At 62.4% G+C, this 26,852-nt stretch carries 25 protein-coding genes; 17 read left to right on the forward strand and 8 right to left on the reverse strand.

Going from position 1 to position 26,852, the window contains the following annotated elements; all coding sequences use genetic code 11:
• Positions 1–5: 5 nt before the first annotated feature.
• From xerC to hslU, 6 genes are all read left to right on the forward strand, one after another.
• Positions 6–929, forward strand: a complete 924-nt coding sequence (gene xerC, locus J2W46_RS17730; RefSeq protein WP_020067240.1) for a tyrosine recombinase XerC — start codon at positions 6–8, stop codon at positions 927–929.
• Positions 930–1,021: 92 nt separating this feature from the next.
• Positions 1,022–2,224, forward strand: coding sequence for a class I SAM-dependent rRNA methyltransferase (locus J2W46_RS17735; RefSeq protein WP_310355320.1), 1,203 nt, complete (start codon positions 1,022–1,024; stop codon positions 2,222–2,224).
• Between the two features lie 179 nt (positions 2,225–2,403).
• A complete protein-coding gene (locus J2W46_RS17740; RefSeq protein WP_020067242.1) occupies positions 2,404–3,501 on the forward strand; it encodes a CobW family GTP-binding protein in 1,098 nt (365 codons plus the stop codon).
• A gap of 594 nt (positions 3,502–4,095) precedes the next feature.
• Positions 4,096–4,515 carry an RNA polymerase-binding protein DksA gene (gene dksA / locus J2W46_RS17745; RefSeq protein ID WP_012431412.1) on the forward strand — a complete coding sequence of 140 codons (420 nt, stop codon included), beginning with the start codon at positions 4,096–4,098 and terminating at the stop codon, positions 4,513–4,515.
• Positions 4,516–4,834: 319 nt separating this feature from the next.
• On the forward strand, positions 4,835–5,371 hold the full coding sequence (gene hslV, locus J2W46_RS17750; RefSeq protein WP_020067243.1) for an ATP-dependent protease subunit HslV: 537 nt from the start codon (positions 4,835–4,837) through the stop codon (positions 5,369–5,371).
• 9 nt (positions 5,372–5,380) lie between these two features.
• Positions 5,381–6,727, forward strand: coding sequence for an ATP-dependent protease ATPase subunit HslU (gene hslU, locus J2W46_RS17755; RefSeq protein ID WP_020067244.1), 1,347 nt, complete (start codon positions 5,381–5,383; stop codon positions 6,725–6,727).
• Positions 6,728–6,831: 104 nt separating this feature from the next.
• On the opposite strand, the gene J2W46_RS17760 is transcribed toward hslU, so the two are convergent.
• Positions 6,832–7,374, reverse strand: coding sequence for a response regulator transcription factor (locus tag J2W46_RS17760; RefSeq protein WP_007179684.1), 543 nt, complete (start codon positions 7,372–7,374; stop codon positions 6,832–6,834).
• Complete coding sequence (locus J2W46_RS17765; RefSeq protein WP_087752299.1) at positions 7,371–8,681, reverse strand: ATP-binding protein; 1,311 nt, start codon at positions 8,679–8,681, stop codon at positions 7,371–7,373. The genes J2W46_RS17760 and J2W46_RS17765 overlap by 4 nt, the downstream gene beginning before the upstream one ends.
• A gap of 109 nt (positions 8,682–8,790) precedes the next feature.
• Here J2W46_RS17765 and J2W46_RS17770 point away from each other — a divergent pair, with 109 nt between their 5' ends.
• The gene (locus J2W46_RS17770; protein ID WP_310355321.1) at positions 8,791–10,413 is read left to right on the forward strand and encodes a tetratricopeptide repeat protein; all 1,623 of its coding nucleotides are present in this window, start codon (positions 8,791–8,793) and stop codon (positions 10,411–10,413) included.
• Positions 10,414–10,494: 81 nt separating this feature from the next.
• Here J2W46_RS17770 and J2W46_RS17775 read toward each other — a convergent pair whose 3' ends face one another.
• The gene (locus J2W46_RS17775) at positions 10,495–10,719 is read right to left on the reverse strand and encodes a cysteine-rich CWC family protein (RefSeq protein WP_310355322.1); all 225 of its coding nucleotides are present in this window, start codon (positions 10,717–10,719) and stop codon (positions 10,495–10,497) included.
• Positions 10,720–10,980: 261 nt separating this feature from the next.
• Between J2W46_RS17775 and argB the strand changes: the two genes are divergently transcribed.
• The 7 genes from argB (at position 10,981) to J2W46_RS17810 (ending at position 18,231) form a co-directional block, all read left to right on the forward strand.
• Entirely contained in the window at positions 10,981–11,880 is a 900-nt protein-coding gene (gene argB, locus J2W46_RS17780) for an acetylglutamate kinase (protein ID WP_013337747.1), read from the forward strand.
• A gap of 127 nt (positions 11,881–12,007) precedes the next feature.
• Positions 12,008–12,811 carry a pyrimidine 5'-nucleotidase gene (locus tag J2W46_RS17785; RefSeq protein ID WP_310355323.1) on the forward strand — a complete coding sequence of 268 codons (804 nt, stop codon included), beginning with the start codon at positions 12,008–12,010 and terminating at the stop codon, positions 12,809–12,811.
• Positions 12,778–13,455, forward strand: coding sequence for a nucleoid occlusion factor SlmA (slmA, locus tag J2W46_RS17790; protein ID WP_310355324.1), 678 nt, complete (start codon positions 12,778–12,780; stop codon positions 13,453–13,455). The genes J2W46_RS17785 and slmA overlap by 34 nt, the downstream gene beginning before the upstream one ends.
• 336 nt (positions 13,456–13,791) lie before the next feature.
• The gene (metX, locus tag J2W46_RS17795; RefSeq protein WP_087752304.1) at positions 13,792–14,937 is read left to right on the forward strand and encodes a homoserine O-succinyltransferase MetX; all 1,146 of its coding nucleotides are present in this window, start codon (positions 13,792–13,794) and stop codon (positions 14,935–14,937) included.
• Positions 14,934–15,542 carry a methionine biosynthesis protein MetW gene (metW, locus tag J2W46_RS17800; protein WP_020067251.1) on the forward strand — a complete coding sequence of 203 codons (609 nt, stop codon included), beginning with the start codon at positions 14,934–14,936 and terminating at the stop codon, positions 15,540–15,542. The genes metX and metW overlap by 4 nt, the downstream gene beginning before the upstream one ends.
• A 14-nt stretch (positions 15,543–15,556) precedes the next feature.
• Complete coding sequence (locus J2W46_RS17805; protein WP_088176096.1) at positions 15,557–16,951, forward strand: AmpG family muropeptide MFS transporter; 1,395 nt, start codon at positions 15,557–15,559, stop codon at positions 16,949–16,951.
• A complete protein-coding gene (locus tag J2W46_RS17810) occupies positions 16,948–18,231 on the forward strand; it encodes a M48 family metallopeptidase (RefSeq protein ID WP_374726845.1) in 1,284 nt (427 codons plus the stop codon). Before J2W46_RS17805 ends, J2W46_RS17810 begins: the two co-directional genes overlap by 4 nt.
• 90 nt (positions 18,232–18,321) lie before the next feature.
• Here J2W46_RS17810 and J2W46_RS17815 read toward each other — a convergent pair whose 3' ends face one another.
• The 5 genes from J2W46_RS17815 to gatC form a co-directional block, all read right to left on the reverse strand.
• Positions 18,322–19,101, reverse strand: coding sequence for an exodeoxyribonuclease III (locus J2W46_RS17815; protein ID WP_020067255.1), 780 nt, complete (start codon positions 19,099–19,101; stop codon positions 18,322–18,324).
• 56 nt (positions 19,102–19,157) lie between these two features.
• Positions 19,158–19,994 carry a PPK2 family polyphosphate kinase gene (locus J2W46_RS17820; protein WP_310355325.1) on the reverse strand — a complete coding sequence of 279 codons (837 nt, stop codon included), beginning with the start codon at positions 19,992–19,994 and terminating at the stop codon, positions 19,158–19,160.
• 175 nt (positions 19,995–20,169) lie between these two features.
• On the reverse strand, positions 20,170–21,645 hold the full coding sequence (gatB, locus tag J2W46_RS17825; RefSeq protein WP_110405513.1) for an Asp-tRNA(Asn)/Glu-tRNA(Gln) amidotransferase subunit GatB: 1,476 nt from the start codon (positions 21,643–21,645) through the stop codon (positions 20,170–20,172).
• A 5-nt stretch (positions 21,646–21,650) separates the two neighbouring features.
• Positions 21,651–23,138, reverse strand: a complete 1,488-nt coding sequence (gene gatA / locus J2W46_RS17830) for an Asp-tRNA(Asn)/Glu-tRNA(Gln) amidotransferase subunit GatA (protein ID WP_020067258.1) — start codon at positions 23,136–23,138, stop codon at positions 21,651–21,653.
• Between the two features lie 180 nt (positions 23,139–23,318).
• A complete protein-coding gene (gene gatC / locus J2W46_RS17835; protein ID WP_204522632.1) occupies positions 23,319–23,618 on the reverse strand; it encodes an Asp-tRNA(Asn)/Glu-tRNA(Gln) amidotransferase subunit GatC in 300 nt (99 codons plus the stop codon).
• A 376-nt stretch (positions 23,619–23,994) separates the two neighbouring features.
• On the opposite strand from gatC, the gene J2W46_RS17840 reads away from it, so the two are divergent.
• From J2W46_RS17840 to mreD, 3 genes are all read left to right on the forward strand, one after another.
• Positions 23,995–25,038 (forward strand): rod shape-determining protein, encoded by a 1,044-nt coding sequence (locus J2W46_RS17840; RefSeq protein WP_004189550.1) that lies wholly within the window; start codon positions 23,995–23,997, stop codon positions 25,036–25,038.
• A 152-nt stretch (positions 25,039–25,190) separates the two neighbouring features.
• Positions 25,191–26,297, forward strand: coding sequence for a rod shape-determining protein MreC (gene mreC, locus J2W46_RS17845; RefSeq protein ID WP_310355326.1), 1,107 nt, complete (start codon positions 25,191–25,193; stop codon positions 26,295–26,297).
• Entirely contained in the window at positions 26,294–26,806 is a 513-nt protein-coding gene (gene mreD, locus J2W46_RS17850; protein ID WP_020067261.1) for a rod shape-determining protein MreD, read from the forward strand. The genes mreC and mreD overlap by 4 nt, the downstream gene beginning before the upstream one ends.
• The last annotated feature ends 46 nt before the right edge of the window (positions 26,807–26,852 follow it).

Genomic DNA, 26,852 nt, shown 5'->3' on the forward strand with positions numbered 1-26,852 from the left:
CAACCGTGACCGAAGCCGATCCCATCGCCGCCTATCTGTCGAATCTCGAACATGAGCGGCGGCTGTCGGCGCATACCTTGCGCGGCTACACGCACGAACTCGAAGAACTCCGGCTGCTGGCCAAGGGCCGGCCTCTGGAAAGCCTTACCGCCGTCGACATTCGCGGCGCCGTTTCGCGCGCCCATGCGGGCGGACTGACGGCGCGCTCGATCAGTCACCGCCTGTCCGCCTGGCGCGCGTTTTACCGCTGGCTCGCCGGCCGCGTCGATCTGCCTGCCAATCCGGTCGCCACCGTGCGCGCGCCGAAGCAGGCCAAGACGCTCCCCAAGGCACTGTCCGTCGACGACGCCACCCGCCTGATGGAAAGCCCGCCCGCCGCATCGGCAGAAGGTTTGCGCGATCACGCCATGCTCGAGTTGTTCTACTCGTCGGGGCTGCGTCTCGCCGAACTTGTCGGTCTGGACGCCCGTTTCGCCGACGCCGACGGTTATCGCTCGGCCGGCTGGCTCAAGCTCGATTCCGCCGAAGTCGAAGTGCTCGGCAAGGGCAACCGGCGGCGCATCGTGCCAGTCGGCAGCAAGGCGCTCGACGCGCTCAACGCGTGGCTGGCAGTGCGCGACCAGATGGTCAAGCACGACCCGCATCCGCTTTTTCTGTCGGCGCGCGGCAACCGGCTGTCACCGAACGTGGTGCGCGAGCGCGTAAAGCGCGCGGCCCTCGTGGCCGGCATTCCCGCCAATGTGCATCCGCACGTGCTGCGGCATTCGTTTGCCACGCACGTGCTGCAGTCGAGCGGCGACCTGCGCGCCGTGCAGGAATTGCTCGGGCACGCGAGCATCACGGCGACGCAGGTCTACACCGGGCTCGACTTCCAGCATCTCGCGCACGTCTACGATCAGGCGCATCCGCGCGCCAAAAAACGCGACTGACGCCGCTTTGCGGCTTTTCGGTCTCCGCCTTCGCTTTATCTGTCGCGCGTGCGCAGCAAGCCGCGCGGCCCTTTGCTCTCGCTGACATCCTGATGAATATCGTTACGCTCAAACCGTCGAAAGATAAATCGCTGCTGCGCCGCCATCCGTGGGTCTACGCGAACGCGATCGACCGGATCGACGGCAATCCCGCGCCGGGCGCGACCGTGCTGGTTCGCGCGCACGACGGCCGGTTTCTCGCGCGCGCCGCGTACAGCCCGCACTCGCAGATCCGCGCCCGCGTGTGGAGCTTCGACGAAAGCGAGCCGATCGATCATGCGTTTTTCAAGCGCCGCGTGCAGCGCGCGCTGGCGCACCGCCGAACGATGGTTCACGACACCGGCGCAGTGCGGCTCGTTTTCGGCGAAGCGGATGGCCTGCCGGGACTGATCGTCGATCACTACGTCGCCGAAGACGAAGGCCAGCGCAGCCAACTCGTGTGCCAGTTCATGGCGGCGGGCGTGGAGGCGTGGAAGGAGGCGATCGTTGCGGCGCTGGTCGACGCGACCGGCTGTCCGAACGTCTACGAGCGTTCGGACGTGTCGATTCGTCAGAAGGAAGGGCTCGAACAGACGACCGGCGTGCTGGCGGGCGAGCCGCCCTCGGACACGCTGATCGCGAGCGAGAACGGCGTGCGCTATCACGTCGACGTCCGCAATGGCCATAAGACCGGCTTTTACGTCGATCAGCGCGACAACCGCCTGCTCGTGCAGCAGCTCGCGCAGGATCGCGACGTGTTGAACTGCTTCTGCTACACCGGCGGTTTTTCGCTGGCGGCGCTGAAAGGCGGCGCGAAGCGCGTGGTCTCGATCGATTCGTCCGGCGAAGCGTTGGCGCTCGCCCAGCAGAACGTGGCGGCAAACGGTTTCGACGCCGAACGCGCGACCTGGCTCGACGCCGACGCGTTCAAAACGCTGCGCCGCCTCTACGACGAAGGCGAACGCTTCGACCTGATCGTGCTCGATCCGCCGAAATTCGCGCCTTCGCGTGAACACGTGGACCGCGCGTCGCGCGCTTACAAGGACATCAACCTGACCGGCCTCAAACTGCTGCGCCCGGGCGGCCTGCTGTTCACCTACTCGTGCTCCGGCGCGATCGACTCCGAGTTATTCCAGAAGATCGTGTCGAGCGCCGCCGCCGATGCACGCGTCGACGCGCGCATCCTCAAGCGCCTTGGCGCCGGGGTGGATCATCCGTTGCTCACAGCATTCCCGGAAGGTGAATACCTGAAAGGCCTGCTGTTGCAAATCGCCTGATCGCCTATAGATTCAGGGTTATTTCGCGCTGGGGCGTGCGCGGCGAGGGCTTTCAATCCCGCCTGCCAGCGCCGGCTTGACAGATATGTTTCAATAACCGGCTAGACGGGCCGCGCGCCGCGAGGCTGCCGCGCCCGCTTATGCATACGCATCGTTTCACGACCATATAGGCGAACAACATGATCCCAGTCACTATCCTGACCGGCTTTCTCGGCAGCGGCAAAACCACCCTGCTCAAGCGCATCCTGAATGAAAAGCACGGCATGAAGATCGCCGTGATCGAGAACGAGTTCGGCGAAGAAAACATCGACAACGAAATTCTCGTGCAGGACACGAGCGAGCAGATCATCCAGATGAGCAACGGCTGCATCTGCTGCACGATCCGCGGCGACCTGTCACGGGTGCTCAGCGACCTGGCCGCGCAAAAGCAGTCGGGTAAGCTGGATTTCGACCGAGTGGTCATCGAAACGACCGGCCTCGCAAATCCCGGCCCCGTTGCGCAGACTTTTTTCATGGACGATCAGATCGCCAGCGAATTCCTGCTCGACGCGATCATCACGCTGGTCGACGCCAAGCACGCGAACCATCAGCTGGACGAGCATGAAGTCGTGCAACGCCAGGTCGGTTTCGCCGACCGCCTGTTCATCACCAAGGCCGATCTCGTCGACGAGCAGCACCTGGCCGATCTGCGCCACCGTCTGCTGCACATGAATCCGAAGGCCGCGATCAAGGTCGTCAATTTCGGCGAAGCGGACATCAAGGAGATCTTCGACCTGCGCGGTTTCAACCTGAATTCGAAGCTCGAGATCGATCCGGACTTCCTCGTTGAAGACGAACACGCGCATAGCCATGCGCACGCGCACGACGAGCACGGCCATACGCACGCTCATGGCGACGATCATGCGAACTGCGATCACGACCATGGCCATTGCGATCACGAAGGCCATGATCACGCGCACCATCATCACGCGCATCACGACGACAAAATCAAGTCGTTCGTGTACCGCAACGACCGTCCGTTCGATCCGAACAAGCTGGAAGACTTCCTCGGCGGCATTCTGCAGATTTACGGCGAACGGCTGCTGCGCTACAAGGGCGTGCTGTACATGAAGGGCGTCGATCGCAAAGTCGTCTTCCAGGGCGTGCATCAGATGATGGGCAGCGATCTCGCGGCGAAATGGCAGCCGGTCGAGAAGAAGACCAACAAGATGGTGTTTATCGGTATCGAATTGCCGCAAGACCTGATTACAGACGGTTTGGACGCCTGTCTCGCCTGAACGACGTTGTCGGCATTCAGGCAATAGTCAGCAGAAAAAGCATGACGCGGCGGCGCAATTGCCGCCGTGAAATGTGCGCTGGCGCACACGTGTGAAAAGCGCGTGAAAACCCTGCTGTATTAATGCGTGCACGACCATCGCTTTTTGACCGTTCGCGCGTTATATTTTCGGGATACCGGTGCGCCGCAGAGGGATTTCCACCAGTTGCGGTGCCGGATTGTGATTCAGTTACAATACGTGCCCACTGGAGAATGAGAACGATTTGCCCGGTCAGTGCGCGGTCAGTGAATAGTGCGCGCCGGGCCTGAAGCGGCGCCGGAAAATCTAATCCGGGGAACACGCCGACAGTGCCCGCCGCCGCCTGACAAGGTTGGTGCCCGGGAGCAATACCTCAGGAGCATTTGAGAATCGGTTTCCAGAGGAGTTCGGCCCCGCATTGGCGTTACGACGCCCGAGTTGGGCGAGAGACGCTCCGGCGTCACGACAGCCCATCGTCCGTGTCCGCCCTGCGCTCCGCGTCCCAGGCGCCTTGCGGGCAATACGAAAGTGCGGGCACTATGCAGAGTTTTGCCTCACATTGAAGAAGTAAGCCAGATGACGACGAAACGACTCTTGACCGAAGCCGAAATCCTGAAGATGAGCGACAAGGATTACATGAATGAGGATCAGCTCGCTTTCTTCAAGAACAAGCTCGAACAGCTGCAGGCGGATATTCTCCGCAATGCCGGCCAGACGACCGAGAACTTGCGCGAGACCGTGATCGTGCCGGACCCGGCCGACCGCGCAACGATCGAGGAAGAGCACGCTCTCGAACTGCGCACGCGCGACCGCGAGCGCAAGCTGCTGAAGAAGGTGCAGCAGTCGATCGCGCGCATCGACTCTGGCGACTACGGCTGGTGCGAAGAAACCGGCGAGCCGATCGGCATTCCGCGTCTGCTCGCGCGGCCCACGGCTACGCTGTCGCTCGAGGCGCAGGAGCGCCGCGAACTGCGCCAGAAGCTGTTCGGCGACTGAACGCCGGCGGCGCGGCTTCGGCGCCGCGCCAACAAACGCTGCTTCGTCGAGAGGCGCACGGTGATCCGTGCGCCTTTTTTCTTTTGCGCGCGAATCTCGCACATCACGCGGGCACGTCATCCTGCGAAGTCACGTTTTTTGTCTTATGCCGTTTGCCGGCTCTTGATATGACAGCGCAAGCCCTAAAATAAACCGGACATGCGCTGTACGAGCGCGCCGACCGCCAGCACTACAGGCGTCGCGCGCCGTCCGCTTCCAGGATTCATGCGGTGGCGCATCCCGCCGCCGCGTCCTACCCGCTTTGCAAAGAGGAACGCATATGGAGCAATTTCACGGCACGACGATCGTCTCCGTGCGCCGCGGCGACAAGGTCGCGCTCGGCGGCGACGGCCAGGTGACGCTTGGCAACATCGTCATGAAGGGCGGTGCGAAGAAGGTCCGGCGCATTTATAACGGCAAGGTACTCGTCGGCTTCGCAGGCGGCACGGCCGACGCATTTTCGCTGCTCGACCGCTTCGAAGCGAAGCTCGAAAAGCATCAGGGCAACCTCACGCGAGCCGCAGTGGAGCTCGCAAAAGACTGGCGCACCGACCGCATGCTGCGTCGTCTCGAAGCCATGCTGATTACGGCCGACGCGACCACCACGCTCGTCATCACCGGTAACGGCGACGTGCTGGATCCCGAAGGCGGCATCTGCGCGATCGGTTCGGGCGGCGCATATGCGCAAGCCGCCGCGAAAGCCCTCGCCGACAACACCGAGTTGTCGCCTCGCGAGATCGTGGAAAAGTCGCTGGAAATAGCCGGCGACATGTGCATCTACACGAACCATAACCGCGTCATCGAGACGATCGAGTAAGGACCCACGATGAGCACCATGACCCCTGCCGAGATCGTCTCGGAACTCGACAAACATATCATCGGCCAAGGCCGCGCGAAAAAAGCGGTGGCCGTAGCGCTGCGCAACCGGTGGCGCCGTCAGCAGGTGGAAGACCCGCTGCGTCAGGAAATCACGCCGAAAAACATTCTGATGATCGGACCGACCGGCGTCGGCAAGACCGAGATTGCGCGGCGGCTGGCCAAGCTTGCGGATGCGCCGTTCATCAAGATCGAAGCCACCAAATTCACCGAAGTGGGCTACGTGGGCCGCGACGTCGACAGCATCGTGCGCGATCTGATCGAGATATCGGTTAAGCAAACTCGCGAATCGGAAATGCGCAAGGTGCGAACGAAGGCCGAAGATCAGGCCGAAGACCGCATTCTTGACATCCTTCTGCCGAGCGCGCGTCCGGTTGGCTTCGGCTCCAGTTCGAGCGCCACTGATACCGCCGACGAAGGCGGCACCACTCGTCAGACGTTCCGCAAGCGCCTGCGCGAAGGACTGCTCGACGACAAGGAGATCGAACTCGACGTCGAACAGCCGCAAGTCGGCATGGACATCATGGGGCCGCCGGGAATGGAAGACATGACCGAGCAGATCCGTTCGATGTTCGCCAACATCGGCGGAGGCAAAAAAACGCGCCGCAAGATGAAGGTGAAGGAAGCGCTGAAGGTCCTCACCGACGAAGAAGCCGGCAAGATGCTGAACGACGAAGAGGTGAAAACCAAGGCGGTTCAGAACGTCGAGCAGAACGGCATCGTGTTTCTCGACGAAATCGACAAGATCGCGTCGCGCAATGAGGCAGGCGGCGGCGAAGTGTCCCGCCAAGGCGTGCAGCGCGATTTGCTGCCGCTCGTGGAAGGCACCACCATCAACACCAAGTACGGCATGGTGAAGACGGATCACATTCTGTTCATCGCGAGCGGCGCGTTCCATCTGGCGAAGCCGAGCGATCTGATTCCCGAACTGCAAGGGCGCTTTCCGATCCGCGTGGAACTGGATTCGTTGTCCGTGAAGGACTTCGAGTCGATCCTGGTGTCGACGGACGCGAGCCTCGTCAAGCAATACCAGGCACTGCTCGCCACAGAAGACGTGCACCTCGAATTCGCCGACGACGGCATTCGCCGCCTCGCCGAAATCGCTTATTCGGTGAACGAAAAGACCGAGAATATCGGCGCGCGCCGTCTATATACGGTTATCGAAAAGCTGCTCGAAGAAGTGTCGTTCTCCGCCGGCAATCACTCCGGCCATACGGTGCAAATCGACGCGGCCTACGTGGATCGCGCGCTGAACGAAGTTGCCGAAGACGAAGACCTGTCGCGTTATGTGCTGTGACGTAGTGACGTAGTCACCTGAAGCTTTGAGCGGACGCAAAAAAAGGGCTGCCTGTAACAAGGCAGCCCTTTTTCTTTCGCACAATATCAGCGATAAAGCCGCGCTTACTGCTTGACCGGCCGCTTCGCGAGTTTGCGCTGCAACGTCCGCCGATGCATGTTCAAAGCGCGCGCGGTGGCCGAGATATTGCCGCCATGCTCGGCGAGCACGCGTTGAATATGCTCCCACTCGAGCCGCGCGACAGACAACGGCGTGGGGTGCTCGATCGCCTCTTCCGCCTGCAACGCGCTCGCCTCGCTTTGCAGCGCCGACAGAATCGTTTCGACGTTGGCAGGCTTTGCCAGATAGTTATCCGCACCGTCTTTCACCGCTTGCACCGCGGTGGCGATGCTCGCATAGCCCGTCAGCACCAGCATGCGAGCGTCGGGCTGCAAATCGCGTAGCGGTGCGACGAGCGTGAGGCCGGAGTCGTTGCCGAGGTGCAGGTCCACCGTGATCTGACTGAATTTTTGCTGGTTTGCCAGCTTGATCGCTTCGTCCGCGTTGTGCGCTTCGCTCACGGTGTACCCGCGGCGCGTCAGGCCACGTGCGAGGATGCCGGAGAACACCTCGTCGTCGTCGATCACCAGAAAATTCATTTCGCTCATGCCTGTTTCTCCGTGTTGGATGGTGCGGCGCCTTGACGGCCCGTGCCGGATATTTTTCGCTCGGTGAGCGGCAACCGCAAAACCGCACGCGTGCCACGCGGCTTGATCGAACTGACGTCGGTCAATTCGATCGAGCCTTTGAGGCGCGCCGCCGCCGAAAAAGCCAGATACAAGCCGACGCCGTGGCCGCCTTGCGTGCTCTCGACCGGCACCGCGCCGAGCGAGCCGCGCAGCGCGGCCGGAATGCCGGGGCCGGCGTCGCATACTTCGAATTCGACCTGATCGCCGCGCACCGTCAACGCGCACGACAACGTGACGTGATCGCGGCTCGCACGCGCGGCGTTGTCGAGCAAAATCGTCAGAATCTGGCTGACGGCAACCGTGTCGTCGAGACTGACATCGGCGGGCGGCGTGCCGATCCGCTCGAACTTCACATGCGGATGGCGCAAGCGCCACTGCTCGGCAAACGACTCGAGCCATTCGTCGACAGGCTGACGGTTCGTCGCGGTCGTTGCGCGGCTGCGCAACCTGGCAAGCGCCGACGTGCACAAACCCATTTGCTGTTCGAGCAATTCGAGATCGGCCTTGTACGGCGCGAGCCCTTTATCGGTTCGTGCCGCGTCGCGCAGTTCTTCGGACAGCATCGCAATTGTAGACAGAGGCGTGCCGATTTCGTGAGCGACGGTAGCGGCCTGCACGCCAAGCGCGACCGCGCGTTCGTCGTGAAGCAAGCGCTGCTGCGCTTCTCCGAGCGCTGCGTCACGTAGCCGCAGGGCTCGCGACATGCGCGCGACGAACCATGCAATCAGACCGACGCTCACCATGAAGTTGACCCACATTCCGGCGCGATAGTAGTCGAACAGGTTCGCGGGGTTGTCGAGATTCAACGGCACTGAGTCGAAACCGAGCACCGCGTAACAGGCCACGGCGAATGCGGCGAGCCACGCCATCAGTTGCCACGGCAAAACAGCCGCGGCAATGGCGAGCGACGGCAGGTACAGCGAAACAAACGGATTGGTCGTGCCGCCAGACAAAAACAGCAACGCGGACAACGCGCCGAGATCGACCCAGATCTGACCGAACAGCTCCATGTTCGACTCGGGGCGCTGCTGCGCGACACGCCACCACGTAAGTCCGTTGAAGAGCACTTCGAGTGAGATGACCAGCAGCATGGCCGGCAACGGCAAATGCACGCCGATAAATATCTGCACGAACGCGATTGTCAGTAACTGACCGATGATCGCGAGGCTGCGCAGCCAGAACAAATGGCCCAGATTGACCCGACCCGTGTTGGTTATACGATGCATGACTTCAGTTTACCCGTTCGGACGCTTCCGAATCATCTCGCTGCTGCACGGCGATACCATAGCTTTCCTTGTTAGCGCGCGGAGCCGGTCGTTCGGCAGCCAATTATCCATGGTCACCTCTGACATGTCGTCAGCTTTCCTTAACTTCATGCGGCAAGCCGCCGCAGCCCGAAAGAACGGCGCTGCGGAATCCGAAACGCCATGGCTCGACGCCGCGGCGCAACTCCACTCTCTCGACAACGCGTCGCTCGCCTCGCACATCCACGCTTTGATCGAGCAGCAACGCCACGGCGACGCAATCGAACTGGCCGCCATTATTGCGCAACTCCAAGCGAGCAACGCCGACGCGCATTTCCGTCTCGGCTACGCATTGCAAATGGCGAACCGTCACGACGAAGCGATCGCTCCATATCGCCGCGCGCTCGCACTGAACCCCTCATTGCCGTCGCTCCGCTGCAATCTCGCCGGCGCACTTGCGGTCACGCACGGCGAGCTGAGCGAACAGATCGAGCTTCTCGAAGATACGCTCCAGGATCAACCTGACGACGGCAACAGCTGGACCAACCTGTCGAACGCTTATCGCAACAATATGGATGTATCTCGCGCGCTTGAAGCGGGCGCGCGAGCCGTCCAGTGCGCACCGCTTAGTCCCCTCGCCCACAACAACTATGCGCTGGCACTACGTGAAGCGCAACGCTGGGCCGAGGCGGCACACGCCTCGCAAACCGCTTGCGCGCTCGCGCCCACTGACGCCAGCATGCGTTCGAACCTCGCGATGCTGCAACTCATGAGCGGCGATTATGCGAACGGCTGGCAGTCGCATGAAGCGCGCTGGAGCGGTTCGTCCGAACTGCGCGGCAATCGTCCTGCCTTGCCTGCACCCACCTGGCGCGGCGAGCCGCTCGCCGGCAAAACGCTGCTAGTGTGGGGCGAGCAAGGCATGGGCGATGTGTTGCAGTTCAGCCGCTACATTCCGATGCTGGCCGAGCTTGTGCATCGTGAAGGCAGCCGCCTCGCATGGAATTCGTTCCCGCAAATGGGTGCCTTGCTCGCCCGCAGTCTCGGCGGGCATGTCGACCACTACTCGGCGGGCGGCGGCGTCGAATCGCTGCCGCCTTTCGACTTCGAGATTCCATTGATGAGCCTGCCGTTGATCTTCGGCACGCGCGAGGCGACCATTCCCACCACCACGCCTTACCTGTATGCGGACCCCGCTGCTGTGCAGCGCTGGCAGCAACGGCTTGCCGGCGAGTCGAGGCTCAGGGTAGGACTCACGTGGACCGGCAGCCAGGGTCATCAGCGCAATCCGTTCCGGCGGGTGGGCTGGGAACGCTATGCGACGCACTTCGGCGGCATTCAGAACGTAGCGTTCTATTCGCTGCAACCCGGCGCAGTTGCCGATGTCGGCGCGGCCAACGCCGCAGGCCTGCCGCTCGCCGACTACACCGCCGAATTTTCGACCTTCGACGATACAGCCGCCTTTGTCGGCGGGCTCGATCTTGTTATCAGCGTTTGCACGTCGGCTGCGCATCTGAGCGGCGCGCTCGGACAGCGCACATGGGTGCTGCTCGACGTCAATCCGCACTGGGTCTGGCTGACCGGTCGCCGCGACAGTCCGTGGTATCCCGGCGCGACGCTGTACCGGCAGGAAGAATTCGGCAACTGGGATCCGGTGCTCCAGGCGGTGGCCCGCGACCTCAATGCGCTCGCTACCCGGCGCCGCGCGGCCTGACGGGCCGCTGAAGCCAGCCGCCGCGTCGCCAGCAGCCCGGCGACGGTCACGGCGACGGTCGCGGCGGCTGTCACGGCAGCGTCACGGCAAACTGGCGCCCGGCTCGGCTTGCGCCGCTTTCGCAATCTCCGCTACGAGACATTCAGGGCAAAGGCAACGTCCGGCCGGGTCCAGCCGGTCGCGCGGCAGTGCGGGCATTTCGCGGCACCAGCAGTCGAAAGGCTCTGCATGCATCGCGCAGTCGAACGCGTTACCGCAGCGCGGGCAACGCGCGCTGCCTTGCGGGCGGGTAGCAGATGGTTTCATGGCAGACAGATGGCCTCGCGAAGCATCGACGAGCCAATAATGCCACGGCCGGCGTCCGGCCGTGAGTCGTCCATTCGGCTAGTTCACAGGTGCGCGCGAGGCGCGGTACGCTTGGTCGTCGGCTGGCGCTGCAAACACCGCTCGCGCCGCGCGCAGACACCGGCTGCGTGCCGCGAGCGCGCGTGTCGAAAACCCTGTTGCAGCGCGCCAGTCCTGTACAATTCGCCGTGTTTTAACTGTTCCGTGCCCGAGCCTGCCGCCATGTCCGAGCTTCCCGACCTTTCGCAGATTGCGCCCACCCTGAAGGCTGAAATTCTGGCCGAGGCGCTGCCTTACATTCGCCAGTATCACGGTAAGACCGTGGTCATCAAATACGGCGGCAACGCCATGACGGAGGAGCGGCTGAAGCAGGGATTCGCGCGCGACGTCATTTTGCTCAAGCTGGTCGGCATCAATCCGGTCATCGTGCACGGCGGCGGTCCGCAAATCGACCAGGCGCTGAAGAAAGTCGGCAAGCAGGGCACGTTCATTCAAGGCATGCGCGTCACCGACGAAGAGACGATGGAAGTCGTCGAATGGGTGCTCGGCGGCGAAGTGCAGCAGGACATCGTTACGCTGATCAACCACTTCGGCGGACACGCGGTCGGTCTGACCGGCAAGGACGGCGGCCTGATCCACGCGCGCAAGATGCTGATGCCCGACCGTGACAATCCCGGTCAGTACGTCGACATAGGCCAGGTGGGCGAAGTCGAAGCCATCAACCCCGCGGTTGTGAAGGCGCTGCAGGACGACGCATTCATTCCGGTGATCTCGCCAATCGGTTTCGGCGAAGACGGCCTGTCGTACAACATCAACGCCGACCTCGTCGCGGGCAAACTGGCGGTCGTTCTCAACGCCGAAAAGCTCGTGATGATGACGAACATCCCCGGCGTGATGGACAAGGAAGGCAATCTGCTCACCGACCTGTCAGCGCGCGAAATCGACGGCCTGTTTGCCGACGGCACGATCTCCGGCGGCATGCTGCCGAAAATCTCGTCGGCGCTTGACGCGGCCAAGAGCGGCGTGCGCTCGGTGCATATTATCGACGGGCGTATCGAGCATTCGGTGCTGCTGGAAATTCTCACCGAGCAGCCGTTCGGCACAATGATCCGCTCGCATTGATTGCTGTCCCCCCGCCAGCACATAAGGCACGCCAAACCGGCGCGCCTTATGTGCACTGCGGCAACAATCCGGCAACGTATGGCCGCCGCGCGCAGCAACTGCTCCGGCCTGAACGGCCCTACTGACCATGCGCACTCCAACTTCCCGACGCCGCCGTCCGCACATCGCAGGCGGCCGTCCGGTCTGGCTGTTCGATCTCGACAACACGCTGCACCACGCGTCGCACGCCATCTTCCCTGCAATCAATCAGGCGATGACGCAGTACATCATCGACGCGCTCCAGGTGGAGCTCGACGAAGCCAACCGTCTGCGCACCGGCTACACCGAGCGCTACGGCGCTGCGCTGCTGGGTCTCACGCGCCATCATCCACTGGACGCAAGCGACTTCCTGAAGGTCGTGCACACGTTCCCCGATCTCGGCTCTATGGTCCGCCACGAGCGCGGCGTGGCGCGTCTCGTCGCGGCGCTGCCGGGGCGCAAGATCGTGCTGACCAATGCGCCCGAAGCGTACGCGCGCGCGGTGCTGGCGCAACTTCGTATCGAGCGTCTGTTCGAGCAGGTGATCGCCATCGAGCACATGCGCGACCGGCGCCGCTGGCGCGCAAAACCCGACCACGCGATGTTGCGCAAGGCCATGCGCGACGCTCATGTGTCGCTGGAAGACGTGATCCTCGTCGAAGACACGCGTTCGCACCTGAAGAACTACCGGCGCCTCGGCATCCGCACCGTATGGATCACCGGCCATCTGCCGCGTAAGCCTCATGCGGACGGCGTGCCCACGCGGCTACCGGGTACAGGCCGGCCGCACTATGTCGATCGCAGCATTCGTTCGTTAAAATCGCTACGACTGAGCACCCGCTCGGTTCGAGTGAAGCGCCAGCAGACGGTACGACAGCCATGCAGCCGATCGACAAGCCTGACGAAGCCCTAGCCGAACACGAACCCTCCGCGCCCGCTGCACCGCGCGGGCAGCGCCTGAAACCGGGCGAGCGCCGCGTGCATATTCTCCAGACGCTCGCCTCCATGCTTGAGGCGCCAAAGAGCGAAAAAATCACCACGGCTGCGCTTGCGGCGCGGCTCGGCGTGTCCGAAGCCGCGCTTTATCGGCACTTTGCCAGCAAGGCGCAAATGTTCGAAGGGCTAATCGAGTTCATCGAGCAGACCATCTTCGGATTGATCAATCAGATTGTCGACAGCGAAGAGAGCGGTGTGCTGCAGGCGCGCGCAATCGCATTGATGCTGCTGAATTTCTCCGCGAAAAATCCTGGCATGACCCGGGTACTCACATGCGAGGCGTTGGTCGGCGAACATGAGCGGCTGACCGTGCGCGTCAATCAGATGCTCGAGCGCGTGGAAGCTTCGTTGAAGCAATGTCTGCGCTTAGCTGCAACGAACGCCGATGCATCCGCTCAAAACGCGCCGCCGGCGCCCGTCCCGGCCGATTACGATCCGGCCGTGAGAGCAAGCCTGCTGCTCAGCTATATCATCGGCCGCTGGCATCGGTTCGTTCGCAGCGGCTTCGTGCGTATGCCGGCCGCCGACGCGGATTCCCAATTACGAGTGATCCTTCAGTAGTCCGCTGAAGAAGGCGCGCCACGGGGTGTCAGGCGCTGCCACGCGAGATTTTCCGCTATACTTTGCGCCTGATCGCGGCCCTGATTGTCTCGGGAAATCGCTTCCCAGCTTCTAATGCCGCGCTTCAGAACACGTCTAATACGTGTGTGAATTCCTGTTGTGAAAGCCTAGTACGCGCCGATTTGCTGACTCGATTGCGGGCGCGCGAACCAGTGGAAGATTTCCGCGGTTCACTATAAATGCGGCTAAAGAGGTCGTCAGCCGCGCACAAGTCTTTCTCCTCCGTGCTTTGCCGACGCCGTCTAGCCGCCCTGTCTTTGTCAAATGGCGGAATGAATGGAATCGATCGGTATCGTCGCTCCACAAAAAATGCATTTCACCGAGCCGTTGCGTCTGCAAAACGGCAGCTCGCTCGCCAGCTACGACCTGATGGTCGAGACCTATGGCACGCTCAACGCTGCGCGCAGCAATGCGGTACTCGTGTGTCACGCGCTGAACGCCTCGCATCATGTTGCGGGCGTCTATGCGGACAATCCGAAGGACATCGGCTGGTGGGACAACATGGTCGGCCCCGGCAAGCCGCTCGACACCAATAAGTTCTTCGTGATCGGCGTGAACAATCTCGGCTCGTGCTTCGGCTCGACGGGTCCCATGAGCATCGATCCTGCAACCGGCAATCCGTACGGCGCGACGTTCCCCGTGGTCACGGTGGAAGACTGGGTCAACGCCCAGGCGCGCGTCGCGGATCAGTTCGGCATTACACGCTTTGCCGCTGTGATGGGCGGCAGCTTGGGCGGCATGCAGGCGCTCGCGTGGAGCATGATGTATCCGGAGCGGGTCGGGCATTGCATCGTGGTGGCGTCGACGCCCAAGTTGTCGGCGCAAAACATCGCGTTCAACGAGGTGGCGCGCTCGGCGATCCTGTCGGACCCCGACTTCCACGGCGGCAACTACTACGCGCATAACGTGAAGCCGAAACGCGGCCTGCGTGTCGCACGAATGATCGGCCACATCACGTATCTGTCGGACGACGACATGGCCGAAAAATTCGGCCGGTCGCTGCGCCGCGCCGAGGGCGCGCTCGACGCATACAACTTCAATTTCGACGTTGAGTTCGAGGTGGAGTCGTATCTGCGCTATCAGGGCGACAAGTTCGCCGACTACTTCGACGCCAACACCTATCTACTGATCACACGCGCGCTCGATTACTTCGATCCGGCCAAAGCCTTCGAAGGAGATCTGACAGCGGCCGTTGCCCATACAACGGCGAAGTATCTGATCGCGAGCTTCACAACCGACTGGCGTTTCGCGCCGGCCCGTTCACGCGAACTCGTGAAGGCGCTGCTCGATCACAAGCGCACCGTCACCTACGCGGAAATCGACGCGCCGCACGGTCACGACGCCTTCCTGCTCGACGACGCGCGCTATCACAACCTGATGCGCGCCTACTACGAACGCATTGCGAACGAGGTGAACGCATGAACCAGCGAGCTCTGGACTATCTGGCGCTGCGCCCGGACTTTCGCGCGATCGCCCGCTGGGTCGAACCGCGCGCCACGGTGCTGGATCTCGGCTGCGGCGACGGCTCGCTGTTGTCGCTGCTCACCGAGGAACTGGACGTGCAAGGCTACGGCATCGAGATCAACGACGCCGGCGTATTGGCCGCGACGCAAAACGGCGTCAACGTGATCCAGCAGAATCTGGAAGACGGCCTGCGCCTCTTCGAAGACGGCAGCTTCGACTTCGCGGTTCTTTCGCAGACACTGCAAACCATTCATCAGACCGCCGCGATTTTGCGCGAGACCGTGCGGGTCGGCCGGGAATGTATCGTGTCGTTCCCGAACTTCGGCTACTGGGCGCACCGTCTTTCCGTGCTGCAGGGACGCATGCCGGTGTCGAAGTCACTGCCTTATCAATGGCACAACACGCCGAACGTGCGGGTGCTGACCATCAAGGACTTCGAGGCGCTCGCGCCCGAAGTGGGCATCGAAATTCTGGACCGTGTGGTGCTGCACGACGGTCAGACGGTGCGATGGGGGGTGAACTGGCGTGGTAGTCTTGCGGTCTATCGCGTCAAGAAAAGCTAACGCAACTTATCCACATGTCGAACCCGCCGCACGAGGCGCCTGCACTTACCGCTCACGAAGAACATCCCGGCTGGCGCGCGTTTTTTAATACGCGCATGCTGATCTGCGTCTTTCTCGGCTTTACGTCGGGATTGCCGCTGTTCACGCTCGTCTACCTGGTGCAGGCGTGGTTACGCTCCGAAGGCGTCAATCTGAAGGAAATCGGCCTCTTTGCGCTGATCCAGTTCCCGTACACCTGGAAATTCATCTGGGCCCCGCTGATGGACCGCTACGTCCCGCGCTTTCCGGGCTGGCGCCCGGGCAGACGGCGCGGCTGGATGCTCGTCACGCAGATTCTGGTCGCGGGGGCTATAGCAACGTTGGGCTTCGTGTCGCCGCGCGACTCGATCTGGACCGTCGCGGCATTGACGGCGCTCGTCGCATTCTTCGGCGCAAGCCAGGACATTTCGATCGACGCATACCGGCGTGAATTGCTAAGCGACACGCAGCAAGGCCTCGGCAACGCGGTGCACGTGAACGCCTACAAGATCGCAGCGCTAGTACCCGGGTCGCTCGCGCTCATTCTGTCGGATCATTTGCCGTGGACTACCGTTTTCATGGTCACCGCAGCGTTCATGGTGCCCGGTATGGTGATGACGCTCGTTGTGCGCGAACCCGAGGTGCACGGCACGCCGCCCAAGAATCTGCGCGAAGCGATCGTGCAGCCGTTCCGCGAATTCCTCGAACGTGACGGCTGGCGCGGCGCGCTGTTTGTGCTCGGCTTCATCTTTCTCTATAAGCTCGGCGACACGATGGCAACGACGTTGTCCACGTCGTTCTTCCTGGATATCGGCTTCTCGCGCACGCAGATCGGCGTGATCGCGAAAACCACGGCGTTCGGCGCTAGTCTCGCGGGCGGAATCGTCGGCGGTATCTGGCTGATGAAAATCGGCATCGGGCGAGGCTTGTGGATCTTCGGCATCCTGCAGATGGTGTCGACACTCGGCTTCGCATGGCTCGCGCATCTCGGACCCGCCTCGCCCGGTTTGACGGCGGTCTATGACATCGCCGTGTGGATAAGCGAAGGTACGACGCGGCTGCTCGCCTTCGTCGGCGTCGACTGGTCAGTGCAACTCGAACCGCGCGCGGTCGCGCTCGCGCTGGTCTACGGTTTCGAAACCTTCTCTACTGGTCTGACGATGGCGGCTTTCACCGCGTACATCGCCAGCACCACGGACCCGCGCTACACGGCCACCCAGTTCGCGCTCTTCACAAGCCTCGCTTCGGTGCCGCGCACGCTGGCTTCGGCGGCGAGCGGCTACGTGGTGGCCAAGATCGGTTGGTTCGACTACTTCATTGTCTGCACGGCGCTGGCCGTGCCGGGCATGCTGCTTCTGTTGCGCATTGCGCCGTGGAGAGACAGGTCGTGAAGGTGCGTCTCCCGAAGCGGTTGTTGTCGCCGGTCACGCGCGCTGCGTGGTGCAAGGCCCGCCGCGGCGCGTTGCATGCAGCGTTGAGCCTTGTCTGTCTGAGCCTGTTGACTGCCGCCGCACCGTCCAGCGCCTATGCTGCCGCGGCAGCGCTCCCCGCAGCTGCGGCCCCGGCTACTGGTAACAGTGCCGCCGCCGGCACGTCCGCTAATGCAACAACGGCGGCACCGCCGGCGCCGGTCACGAAATCTGCAGCGCCAATCGCCGGTACGGAAAGCGCCACCTCCGCGACACCTGCCGCGAGCAGTGCGGCCAACGCGACACCCTCCGGGAGCGGGCAGGCCGCAGGCACGTCGCCCGGTGCATCGGCGCAACCACCCGCTATCGCGCGAACCCCGACCGCAACGTCTTCGCCCACTGGCGCGACAAAGCCCGCAGCGGGCGCGGCCGCATCGGCGCCGTACAGCCCGAACAACCAGTTGCGCTTCGGCGGCTATCTCGTGTTCCGTAATCTGGTGCCGTCGCCGGTGCTCGAGGCGCAAGCCGCAGACGAGTTCAGCCAGATCGCGTACGGTGCGGAGCATGCAAACCGCCTCTACGGCGACACCGACGCGCACGTGACACGTGTGCGCGCGATCGTCGACAAGATGGTGCCGTACTCGCTCAAATGGAACGAGCGGGCGAAGGGCTGGAAGTGGGATGTCGCCGTGGTGCGCTCGACCGACGTTCGTATGTACTGCCTGCCGGGAGGCAAGATTGTCGTGTACGGTGGGCTGCTCGACCGCGCGCATCTGAACGACAACGAACTCGGCATGCTGATTGGCCACGAGATCGCACATGCGCTGCGTGAGCATGCGCGGGAACGCCTCGGTCAATTGCAGGCGAGCCAGCTCAATTCGTCGGGCACGATTCCACAGCTATTCGGTCTGGCGGATCTCGGCATGGCGCCGCTCGGCATCGGCTCGCGCCTGCTCGAAATGAAGTATGAGAACACTGACGAGACCGAAGCCGACGTGATCGGCAGCGACATTGCCTCTCGCGCGGGCTTCGATCCGCGTGCGGCAGTCACGCTTTGGGACAAACTCGCTCAGGCCACGCGCAGCAATCGCGAGCAGGGCTTCATCTACGTGCACCCGTACACGCCGGCGCGCCGCGAGGACATCATCAAGCGCTTGCCGGATATGCTGCCGCTGTATGCGAAAGCCATTGGCAAGACCGTGGATGCGCTCCCGGACTACGCCGGCATGGGGCGCCCGCGCCGCAAGCTCGCACGCGATTAAGACGGCTCGATCAATACCGCACGCGTCGCGTCAGACGTTGCTCACGATCGAGCTACGCATGTTCCAGCCGCCTGACGACGAACGCGAATTTCACTTCTTGACGTCGTGGTCGTAGTCGACCGTCAGCGGCGCGTGGTCGCTGAACTTGATGTCGCGAAACACGTCTGTGCGTTTCGCCTTGCTCGCGATGCCTGGCGTCGCGATCTGGTAGTCGATCCGCCACCCCACGTTCTTCGCATACGCCTGGCCGCGATTGCTCCACCACGTGTATTGCTCCGGCCGCTGATCGAGCGTGCGGAATACATCCACGTAACCGACTTCGTCGAAAAGCTTGGTGAGCCACGCGCGCTCTTCCGGCAGGCAACCTGAGTTCTTCTGGTTGCTCTTCCAGTTCTTGATGTCGATTTCCTTGTGGACGATGTTCACGTCGCCGCACACGATCACTTCGCGCTCGCGGGCAAGCTCCGCGAGATGCGGCATGAACTCATCCATGAAACGGTATTTGGCCTGCTGGCGCTCGTCACCGCTCGACCCTGACGGCACATACACCGACACGATCGACAGCTTGCCGAAACGCAGTTCGACGTAGCGCCCTTCCGGATCGAACTCCTCGCTGCCGAAGCCAATCACGACTTCGTCCGGCTCATGACGCGTATAGACACCCGCGCCGCTATAGCCCTTCTTCACGGCGTGCTGGAAATAGCCGGTGAAGTCGTGCGGCGCCAGGAATTCCGGCGTCATGTCGTCTTGCGAACATTTGATTTCCTGCACGCAGAGCACGTCGGCATTCTGCTCGCCAAACCAGTCGAAAAAACCTTTCTTCGCCGCTGAGCGGATGCCGTTCAGGTTGGCGGTAATCACACGCAACATGTCGTTCCTTTATCTTCAATTCGTTTTTGAGATCCGTTCGGGGCGAACGGCGAAACTCACTCGACCTTGACGCCCTTCAGCGATTCTTTTGCGGGCGGATATTCGAGCTTTAGCCCTTCAAACGTACGCAACAGCAGTTCGGCGACCATCAGGTTGCGATGCGTTTTCGAGTCGGCGGGAATCACGTACCACGGCGCGTATTCGGTGGAAGTCGCGGCGAGGGCGTCGCGATACGCGGCCTGATACTTGTCCCACTGTTTGCGCGCGTCGAGATCGGAGACGTCGAATTTCCAGTGCTTCGTCGGGTCGTCGATCCGCGCTTGCAGGCGCGCGCGCTGTTCGTCTTTCGAAATATGCAGCATGCACTTGACGATTGTCGTGCAACTGTCGGCGAGCAATTCCTCGAACTGGCGAATGTGTCGGCTGCGCACCTGGAACGCGTCCTTGTCGAGCTCACCGAGGACAGTCGGGACCAACAGGTCTTCGTAGTGGCTGCGATTGAAGATAGTTAGCTCGCCGGCAGCAGGCGCCTGCCAATGGACGCGCCAAAGGAAATCATGCGCGAATTCCACGGGTGTCGGCGCCTTGAACGGCACAATCCGCAAACCGAGCGGATCGACTTCGTGAAACACCGCGCGAATCGTGCCGTCCTTGCCGCTCGTGTCCATGCCTTGAAGGACCAGCAACACGCGTCGCTTCTGCTGCGCGTGCAGGCATTCCTGCAAGCTGTCGAGCTTCGCGCCAATTTCTGACAGACGCGCGCGGTCGGTGTCTTTCGATCCCGTCGAAAAAGGCTTTGCAGCGGGATCGAAATCGTCGAGCGAAAACTTGTCGTTCTTCTTGGTCTCGAAATAAGGCACGCGGAAATCGTCGAGTTCGGGTTGCTTCGCCATCAACACACTCCGTGATCTGCGTTCAGCGGCTCGCAAAAAGCGCGGCCGCGAAATGAAACGGGCCGTTGCCTCCAACTTTCGTTTCCGGCAACAGCCCGCTGTCGCCAAAGCGCGAGCGCTTCAGCCGTATTTTCTCTTCAACTGCACTTCATTTCAGCTTGAGCCACGCTCCGGCTTACGATAGCTTTTTCTTCAGCAGTTCGTTCACCTGCGCCGGATTGGCCTTGCCCTTCGTCGCTTTCATTGCCTGGCCGATCAGCGCGTTGAACGCCTTCTCCTTGCCCGCGCGGAACTCTTCAACCGACTTCTGGTTAGCAGCCAGCACTTCGTCGATGATCGCCTCAAGCGCGCCCGTGTCGGAGATCTGCTTCAAACCCTTCGCTTCGATGATGCGGTCGGCGGCGGCTTCGTCTGTAGCCTTCTCTTCCCAGATCGCGAGGAAGATTTCCTTTGCGATCTTGTTGGAGATCGTGCCGTCTGCAATGCGCTGCAGCAGCAATGCCAGTTGCGCGGACGACACAGGGCAGTCCGCCATATCGAGGCCTTCGCGATTCAGTTGCGACGACACCTCGCCCATCAGCCAGTTCGCCGCGACTTTGGCGTTGCCCGCGCCGAGCTTGACGACTACCGCTTCGTAGTACGCGGCCATTGCCTTGCTCGACGTGAGCACGTTCGCGTCGTACGGCGTGAGACCGTATTGCGACACGAAGCGCTGCTGGATCGCTTCGGGCAACTCCGGCATTTCGCTCTTCACGCGCGCGACCCACGCCGCGTCGACCACGAGCGGCATGAGATCGGGATCGGGGAAATAGCGGTAATCGTGCGCGTCTTCCTTGCTGCGCATGGAACGCGTTTCACGCTTATCCGGATCGTATAGACGCGTTTCCTGCACCACCGTCCCGCCGTCTTCAATCAGTTCGATCTGACGGCGCACCTCGTACTGGATCGCTTCTTCCAGAAAGCGGAACGAGTTGAGGTTCTTGATCTCGGCGCGTGTGCCGAACTCCGCCTGACCGACCGGACGCACCGACACGTTCGCGTCGCAACGGAACGATCCTTCCTGCATGTTCCCGTCGCAAATGCCGAGCCAGGTCACGAGCGTATGCAGCGTTTTTGCGTATGCGACGGCTTCTGCCGCGCTGCGCATTTCAGGCTCGGTGACGATTTCGAGCAGCGGCGTGCCCGCGCGATTCAGGTCGATGCCCGTCATGCCCGCGAAGTCTTCGTGCAGCGACTTGCCTGCGTCTTCTTCCAGATGCGCACGGGTGAGATTGACGACCTTCGAATACGCTTCCTTACCCGCTTTCTCGTTGGCCGGCACCTGAATCGTCACCTGGCCGCCCTGCACGACGGGAATTTCGTACTGGCTGATCTGATAGCCTTTCGGCAGATCGGGATAAAAATAATTCTTGCGCGCGAAGATGCTGCGCGGCGCGACCGTTGCACCGATTGCGAGGCCGAACTGGATTGCGCGTTCTACAGCGCCGCGGTTCATCACCGGCAACGTGCCGGGCAACGCGAGATCGACAGGGCTCGCCTGCGTATTGGGCGCGGCGCCGAATTGCGTCGGGGAGCCCGAGAAAATCTTCGATTGCGTGGACAGCTGCGCGTGGGTCTCCAGACCGATCACGACTTCCCATTGCTTGGTCATGGTGCTCACACTCCTGCCGGTGCTTTACGGTGCCAGTCGGTCGCGCGCTGGAACGCGTCGGCCACCTGCAGCATCCGGGCTTCATTGAAATAGTTGCCGATGATCTGCAATCCCACGGGGCGCTGCGCGTTCGCGCCCGCGCCGAAGCCGCACGGCACGCTCATGCCGGGCAAACCGGCGAGGCTCACCGACAGCGTGTAGACGTCGGCGAGATACATCTGCACCGGGTCGTCGCCCTTCGCGCCCAGATCCCACGCCACCGACGGCGCGACCGGTCCCATGATCACGTCGCACTGCTTGAACGCTTCCTGGAAGTCCTGCGCGATGATGCGGCGGATTTTCTGCGCCTGCAGGTAGTACGCGTCGTAATACCCGTGCGACAACACGTAAGCGCCGACCATGATGCGACGCTTCACTTCCGGACCGAAACCTTCAGCCCGCGACTTCTTGTACATGTCGAGCAGATCGCGGTATTCCGCGGCGCGATGACCAAAGCGCACGCCGTCGAACCGCGACAGGTTCGACGACGCCTCCGCCGGCGCGATCACGTAGTAGACCGGGATCGACAGCTCGGTTTTCGGCAACGACACTTCGACGAGTGTTGCGCCGAGAGCTTCGTATTCCTTCAACGCGGCGTCGATAGAAGCACGCACGTCGTCGGCGAGACCCGCGCCGAAATACTCTTTCGGCAGGCCGATGCGCAGACCGGCGAGCGGCTTGCCGGCGCCGTCCTGTTTCCACGGCTGGCCGAGATAGCGCGTGTAGTCTTCGTCGTCGCGCACGAGGCTCGTCGAATCGCGCTCGTCGAAGCCGGCCATGGCATTGAGCAGCGTGGCGCAATCGGCGGCGCTTTGCGCCATCGGGCCGCCCTGATCCAACGACGACGCAAACGCGATCATGCCGTAGCGCGACACGCGGCCGTACGTAGGTTTGATGCCGGTGATGCCCGAGAACGACGCCGGCTGACGGATCGAGCCGCCGGTGTCGGTGCCGGTCGCGGCGGGCGCAAGGCGCGCGGCGACCGCCGCCGCAGAACCGCCCGACGAGCCGCCCGGCACGGCCTGACGATCCCACGGGTTTTGTACGGGACCAAAGTACGAATTTTCGTTGGACGAGCCCATCGCGAATTCGTCCATGTTGGTCTTGCCCACGCACACCATGCCCGCCTTCTGCAGACGCTCGACCACCGTTGCGTCGAACGGGCTTTCGTAGTTCGACAACATCTTCGAGCCGGCAGTGGAGCGCCAGCCCTTGGTGACGAACACGTCTTTGTGCGCGATGGGCAGGCCGGTCAGCGGACCGCCGTGGCCCGCGTGAAGCAGCGCGTCCGCGGCCTTCGCCTGCGCGAGCGTCAGGTCGGCGTCGACCTGAATGAAAGCGTTCAGGCTATTGGCCGCGTCGATGCGCTTGAGATAAAGCTGCGCCAGTTCGACGGCGGAGCATTCCTTGGCCGCCAGTGCGGCGCGCAGTTCGGTCAGACTTTTTTCATGCATTGCGTTTTGTCCTGGAAAGCGCGGCAGCGCGGATCACGCTGCCGTGTAGGCGTTCGATTGCGCGCCGGCGAGCCCGGCCGGGTGTGGGTTCCCAGCAGCACCCGCGAGGGCCGCCCGGAAAACGGCATGCTGTTTTCCGGCGCGCTGCCCGCGGGCCGCGCGGCGCTCGCCATGCGGGTCTTACTCGATCACCTTCGGCACGAGATACAGACCGTCCTGCACGGCCGGCGCAGGACGCTGAAAAGCTTCGCGATCGATCGTTTCGGTCACCACGTCGTCGCGCAGGCGCAGCGCGACGTCTTCGATCTGTTCGATCGGATGGGCAAGCGGCGCGATGCCTGTGGTATCGACCGCCTGCATCTGCTCGACGAGGCCAAAAAAGTCGTTGAGCTGGGCAAGCGTGTGTTCGGCGTCGGCGTCGGCCAGTTCGAGCCGCGCGAGATGCGCGATGCGCTTAACATCGGTCAGGGTCAAAGCCATGCAGTCACCGGAAAAAGTGGCAGACCGCCGCAGCGCGAAAAGAGCGCTGCGACAGTGGGTTACGACGCGGGAGGATGACCTCGAAAAAGGGGCCAGCGGCGGCAAAAAGTGCCGTCCGTTTCCTTCAAAACATCCAAAATTATAAGGTATCATTACGCGTTCGACCCAAACCCGGACCGACTTACCAAGGCCTTTCTGGACAATTCGTAAAGATAGTTCGGATATTTCTGACTCGGCCTTGCTTCGGCCTCCGGTAGACTCCCTCGCAGCTTCAAGTTCCGGTGGCGCCGCTTCGCCCGGTTGAAGCTGTTATTTTTTTCCGCTGCCGCCCTGCGCATCGTTGCGAGGGCCGGCCCCAAGCGAGACAGGATTTTGAATGTTCGGTTTTTTGCGCAGCTACTTCTCCAACGATCTGGCGATTGATCTAGGCACCGCCAACACGCTCATCTACATGCGTGGCAAAGGCATCGTTCTCGATGAACCGTCGGTGGTTTCGATCCGCCAGGAAGGCGGTCCCAACGGCAAGAAAACCATTCAGGCAGTCGGCAAGGAAGCCAAGCAGATGCTTGGCAAGGTGCCGGGCAATATCGAGGCGATCCGCCCCATGAAAGACGGCGTGATCGCCGACTTCACGGTGACCGAGCAGATGATCAAGCAGTTCATCAAAACTGCTCACGAGTCGCGCATGTTCTCGCCGTCGCCGCGCATCATCATTTGCGTGCCGTGCGGTTCGACCCAGGTCGAGCGCCGCGCCATCAAGGAAGCGGCTCACGGCGCAGGCGCTTCGCAGGTGTATCTCATTGAAGAACCCATGGCCGCCGCAATCGGCGCCGGCCTGCCGGTGTCGGAAGCGACCGGCTCCATGGTCGTCGACATTGGCGGCGGCACGACCGAAGTCGGCGTGATCTCGCTCGGCGGCATCGTGTACAAGGGCTCCGTGCGCGTGGGTGGCGACAAGTTCGACGAAGCTATCGTCAACTACATCCGCCGCAACTACGGCATGCTGATCGGCGAGCAAACCGCCGAAGCCATCAAGAAGGAAATCGGTTCGGCCTTCCCGGGTTCCGAAGTGAAGGAAATGGAAGTGAAGGGCCGCAATCTGTCGGAAGGCATTCCGCGCAGCTTCACCATCTCCAGCAACGAAATTCTCGAAGCACTGACCGATCCGCTCAACCAGATCGTCTCGTCGGTCAAGATTGCGCTCGAACAAACGCCGCCGGAACTGGGCGCGGACATCGCCGAGCGCGGCATGATGCTGACGGGCGGTGGCGCGCTGCTGCGCGATCTGGACCGCCTGCTCGCCGAAGAAACCGGTCTGCCGGTGCTCGTCGCTGAAGACCCGCTGACGTGCGTCGTGCGCGGCTCGGGCATGGCGCTCGAGCGCATGGACAAGCTCGGCAGCATCTTCTCGTACGAGTAAGCGAGCGAGATCGATGTCAGTAGCGCGGATCTGGCAAACGGCCCCTTGCGGGCCGGTTTGCCGTTGGCTGGGCCAACCAGCCTCCGTACGCTGAACCCGCGTTTCCAGCGCGCCGCCGCCTCACCCAACCGCTTACGCCCCCGGCGCCGACCATGGAATACAGTCCGCCGCCCCTGTTCAAGCAAGGCCCATCCGCTCTCGCCCGACTGCTGTTTTTCGTCGTGCTCGCGCTGGCTTTGCTGATCTCCGACGCACGCTTCAAAACGCTCGAAATCGTTCGGGGTGTGCTCGGCGCGGGTCTTTATCCGTTGCAACGCGCGGCGCTCGTGCCGCGCGACGTCTTCATGGGCGCCGCCGATCTGGCCGTGACCAGCGCCACGCTGCGCAGCGACAACGAGAAGTTGCATACCAGGAACCTCCAGCTCGCACAGCAGGCGAACACGGCGGCTGAGCTATCCGCTGAAAACGCCCATTTGCGCGCGTTGCTGCAACTTTCGCAACGTGCGACCACGCAATCGCTGCCTGCGGAAATCCAGTACGACACACGCGATCCGTTCACGCAGAAGGTCGTAATCAATCGCGGCGCGCAGCAAGGCATCCAGAACGGATCGCCCGTCGTCAACGAAGACGGCGTGATCGGCCAGGTTACCCGCGTGTTCCCGCTACAGGCCGAAGTAACGCTGCTCACCGACAAAGACCAGGCTGTGCCGGTGCAGATCGTTCGCACCGGCTTGCGCAGCGTGATCTATGGCACGCCGAAGGGCGACACGCTCGATCTGCGCTTCGTGCCGATCAGCGCCGACGTCCAGACGGGCGACGAACTCGTCACGAGCGGGCTCGACGGCGTGTATCCGCCGGGGCTGCCGGTTGCCAAGGTGGTCCGCGTCGATAAGCAGGCGGACACCGCATTTGCGCGCGTCATCTGCCTGCCTATCGCGCCGGTACGCGGCGCGCGTCAGTTGCTGGTGCTGCATTACGTGGCCGACGTGCCGCCGCGTCCAGCCGAAGAGCCGGAGCTGTCCGCTAAAGACGCGAAGGCAAAGAAAGGCGCGAAAGCGGCAGACAGCAAGGCCGCCGCCGATAAATCCGCCAAGCCAGCGGAAAAACCGGCCGCTGACAAGAACACCCCCAAGCCCGCGGCAAGCGCGCCTGGGCAGGCAGGTAAAGCGGCGCCCGCCGACCAGAAACCCGCTGCGTCAAAGAAACCCGCCGCCGTCGAAAAAGCCAGGCCACAAGCCGCGCCGGGGGTGAAGCCATGAACCGTCCGCAATACATTCTGCAGCCGGTCAATCCGTACTTCATCGCGTTCAGCCTCGCTGCGGCCTTTCTGCTGAACCTGATGCCGTGGGGGCGCCTGATCGGCGTGCCGGACTTCGTCGCGCTCGTGCTGCTGTTCTGGAATGTGCATCAGCCGCGCAAGGTCGGCATGGGGATCGCGTTTTTCCTGGGTCTGCTAATGGACGTGCACAACGCCAGCCTGCTGGGCGAGCACGCGCTCGCGTACACGCTGCTGTCGTATGGCGCGATCACGATCCATCGCCGCGTCCTGTGGATGTCGCTCGGCGTGCAGACTTTCGCCGTCATGCCGCTGCTGGTGATCGCTCAACTGGTGCCGTTCGTCATCCGTCTGCTGACGGGCGCGGCCTTTCCAGGCTGGGGTTATCTGATCGACGGGTTTGTCGAAGCCGCGCTGTGGCCCGTCGCGAGCCTGCTGCTGCTGATGCCGCAACGCCGGCCAGCCGACCCCGACGATACGCGGCCGATTTAACCAGCCGTCGAGCGCGCAAGCAGTCCTCATGGAACTCAACTTTTCA

The organism is Paraburkholderia strydomiana, assembly GCF_031456815.1.
Taxonomy (GTDB): Bacteria; Pseudomonadota; Gammaproteobacteria; order Burkholderiales; family Burkholderiaceae; genus Paraburkholderia; species Paraburkholderia caledonica.

Coding starts and splice junctions, on each gene's coding strand:
- J2W46_RS17840 (WP_004189550.1), top strand. CDS start 23,995: ATGTTCGGTTTTTTGCGCAGCTACTTCTCCAACGATCTGGCGATTGAT.
- mreD (WP_020067261.1), top strand. CDS start 26,294: ATGAACCGTCCGCAATACATTCTGCAGCCGGTCAATCCGTACTTCATC.
- metW (WP_020067251.1), top strand. CDS start 14,934: ATGAACCAGCGAGCTCTGGACTATCTGGCGCTGCGCCCGGACTTTCGC.
- dksA (WP_012431412.1), top strand. CDS start 4,096: ATGACGACGAAACGACTCTTGACCGAAGCCGAAATCCTGAAGATGAGC.
- slmA (WP_310355324.1), top strand. CDS start 12,778: ATGCAGCCGATCGACAAGCCTGACGAAGCCCTAGCCGAACACGAACCC.
- gatC (WP_204522632.1), bottom strand. CDS start 23,618: ATGGCTTTGACCCTGACCGATGTTAAGCGCATCGCGCATCTCGCGCGG.
- mreC (WP_310355326.1), top strand. CDS start 25,191: ATGGAATACAGTCCGCCGCCCCTGTTCAAGCAAGGCCCATCCGCTCTC.
- gatA (WP_020067258.1), bottom strand. CDS start 23,138: ATGCATGAAAAAAGTCTGACCGAACTGCGCGCCGCACTGGCGGCCAAG.
- hslV (WP_020067243.1), top strand. CDS start 4,835: ATGGAGCAATTTCACGGCACGACGATCGTCTCCGTGCGCCGCGGCGAC.
- J2W46_RS17735 (WP_310355320.1), top strand. CDS start 1,022: ATGAATATCGTTACGCTCAAACCGTCGAAAGATAAATCGCTGCTGCGC.
- hslU (WP_020067244.1), top strand. CDS start 5,381: ATGAGCACCATGACCCCTGCCGAGATCGTCTCGGAACTCGACAAACAT.
- J2W46_RS17770 (WP_310355321.1), top strand. CDS start 8,791: ATGGTCACCTCTGACATGTCGTCAGCTTTCCTTAACTTCATGCGGCAA.
- J2W46_RS17805 (WP_088176096.1), top strand. CDS start 15,557: ATGTCGAACCCGCCGCACGAGGCGCCTGCACTTACCGCTCACGAAGAA.
- J2W46_RS17765 (WP_087752299.1), bottom strand. CDS start 8,681: ATGCATCGTATAACCAACACGGGTCGGGTCAATCTGGGCCATTTGTTC.
- J2W46_RS17815 (WP_020067255.1), bottom strand. CDS start 19,101: ATGTTGCGTGTGATTACCGCCAACCTGAACGGCATCCGCTCAGCGGCG.
- argB (WP_013337747.1), top strand. CDS start 10,981: ATGTCCGAGCTTCCCGACCTTTCGCAGATTGCGCCCACCCTGAAGGCT.
- J2W46_RS17820 (WP_310355325.1), bottom strand. CDS start 19,994: ATGGCGAAGCAACCCGAACTCGACGATTTCCGCGTGCCTTATTTCGAG.
- J2W46_RS17775 (WP_310355322.1), bottom strand. CDS start 10,719: ATGAAACCATCTGCTACCCGCCCGCAAGGCAGCGCGCGTTGCCCGCGC.
- metX (WP_087752304.1), top strand. CDS start 13,792: ATGGAATCGATCGGTATCGTCGCTCCACAAAAAATGCATTTCACCGAG.
- J2W46_RS17740 (WP_020067242.1), top strand. CDS start 2,404: ATGATCCCAGTCACTATCCTGACCGGCTTTCTCGGCAGCGGCAAAACC.
- J2W46_RS17785 (WP_310355323.1), top strand. CDS start 12,008: ATGCGCACTCCAACTTCCCGACGCCGCCGTCCGCACATCGCAGGCGGC.
- gatB (WP_110405513.1), bottom strand. CDS start 21,645: ATGACCAAGCAATGGGAAGTCGTGATCGGTCTGGAGACCCACGCGCAG.
- J2W46_RS17760 (WP_007179684.1), bottom strand. CDS start 7,374: ATGAGCGAAATGAATTTTCTGGTGATCGACGACGACGAGGTGTTCTCC.